Annotated in this window: 1 pseudogene; it reads left to right on the plus strand. The window is 57.3% G+C overall.

From position 1 onward, the window contains the following. Positions 1-206, plus strand: a pseudogene (locus tag FDX22_RS24350) (tRNA cyclic N6-threonylcarbamoyladenosine(37) synthase TcdA); the annotation flags it as partial.

Consider the following 206-nt stretch of genomic DNA (forward strand, 5'->3'; position numbering starts at 1 on the left):
GTGGTGAAAAACAGCAAAGGCAAACTGGGCGTGGACTGTGTGTTCTCGACCGAAGCGCTGGTGTATCCGCAGGCAGATGGCTCGGTATGTGCAATGAAGGCTACGGCGGAAGGGCCGAAGCGTATGGATTGCGCATCCGGATTTGGCGCTGCCACCATGGTGACGGCGACCTTTGGTTTTGTTGCGGTCTCTCACGCGCTGAAGAA

This window comes from Citrobacter sp. TBCS-14, assembly GCF_005280805.1.
Lineage (GTDB): Bacteria > Pseudomonadota > Gammaproteobacteria > Enterobacterales > Enterobacteriaceae > Citrobacter > Citrobacter gillenii.